We start from the raw sequence: 1,159 nt of genomic DNA on the forward strand, positions 1-1,159 counted from the left end.
CCGCATGTTAATATTGGTACGATTGGTCACGTTGACCATGGGAAGACCTCATTAACGGCAGCGATTACCAAGTATTTTGGTGAATTTAAAGCCTATGACCAAATTGATGCGGCCCCTGAGGAGCGTGCACGTGGAATTACCATTTCTACGGCGCATGTTGAATATGAAACAGAGAAGCGCCACTATGCACATGTTGATTGTCCAGGTCATGCGGATTATGTGAAAAACATGATTACGGGAGCGGCGCAGATGGATGGCGCAATTTTGGTTGTTTCTGCTGCCGATGGTCCGATGCCTCAGACACGTGAGCATATTCTTCTTGCCCGTCAGGTTGGTGTTCCAGCGATTGTTGTTTTTCTCAATAAGGTTGATCAGGTTGATGATGCTGAGCTTTTGGAGCTTGTTGAGCTTGAAGTTCGGGAGCTGTTATCCAAATATGACTTCCCAGGAGATGATATTCCGATTGTTAAAGGTTCTGCTTTGGCAGCGCTTGAAGATAAAGATAAAAGCATTGGTGAAGATGCAGTTCGTCTTTTGATGAGTGAAGTTGATAATTATATACCGACGCCTGAGCGTCCTGTTGATCAGCCCTTTTTGATGCCGATTGAAGATGTTTTCTCGATTTCAGGTCGTGGAACTGTTGTGACGGGTCGTGTTGAGCGTGGTGTGATTAAAGTTGGTGAGGAAGTTGAGATTATCGGCATTCGTCCAACATCTAAGACGACAGTTACAGGTGTTGAGATGTTCCGTAAGCTTTTGGATCAAGGGCAAGCCGGTGATAATATTGGAGCGCTGCTTCGTGGGATTGATCGTGAAGGGATTGAGCGTGGACAAGTTTTGGCGAAGCCTGCGTCGGTTACACCTCATACGAGATTTAAAGCAGAAGCTTACATTTTGACGAAGGATGAAGGTGGTCGTCATACGCCGTTTTTCACGAATTATCGTCCACAGTTTTACTTCCGTACCACGGATGTGACGGGAATTGTTACGTTGCCAGAAGGTACAGAGATGGTTATGCCTGGTGATAATGTAGCTATGGATGTGTCTCTGATTGTTCCGATTGCCATGGAAGAGAAGCTTCGTTTTGCTATCCGTGAAGGTGGTCGTACTGTTGGTGCAGGTATCGTTTCTAAAATCATTGAGTAAATAAGAGTTATTG

Annotated in this window: 1 protein-coding gene; it reads left to right on the plus strand. The window is 45.3% G+C overall.

Going from position 1 to position 1,159, the window contains the following annotated elements; translation table 11 throughout:
* A partial coding sequence (gene tuf, locus BN200_RS08360) for an elongation factor Tu (RefSeq protein ID WP_019222114.1) occupies positions 1 to 1,146 on the plus strand: 1,146 nt, incomplete at its 5' end.
* Between the last annotated feature and the right edge of the window lie 13 nt (positions 1,147 to 1,159).

Source organism: Bartonella senegalensis OS02 (assembly GCF_000312545.1).
Lineage (GTDB): Bacteria > Pseudomonadota > Alphaproteobacteria > Rhizobiales > Rhizobiaceae > Bartonella > Bartonella senegalensis.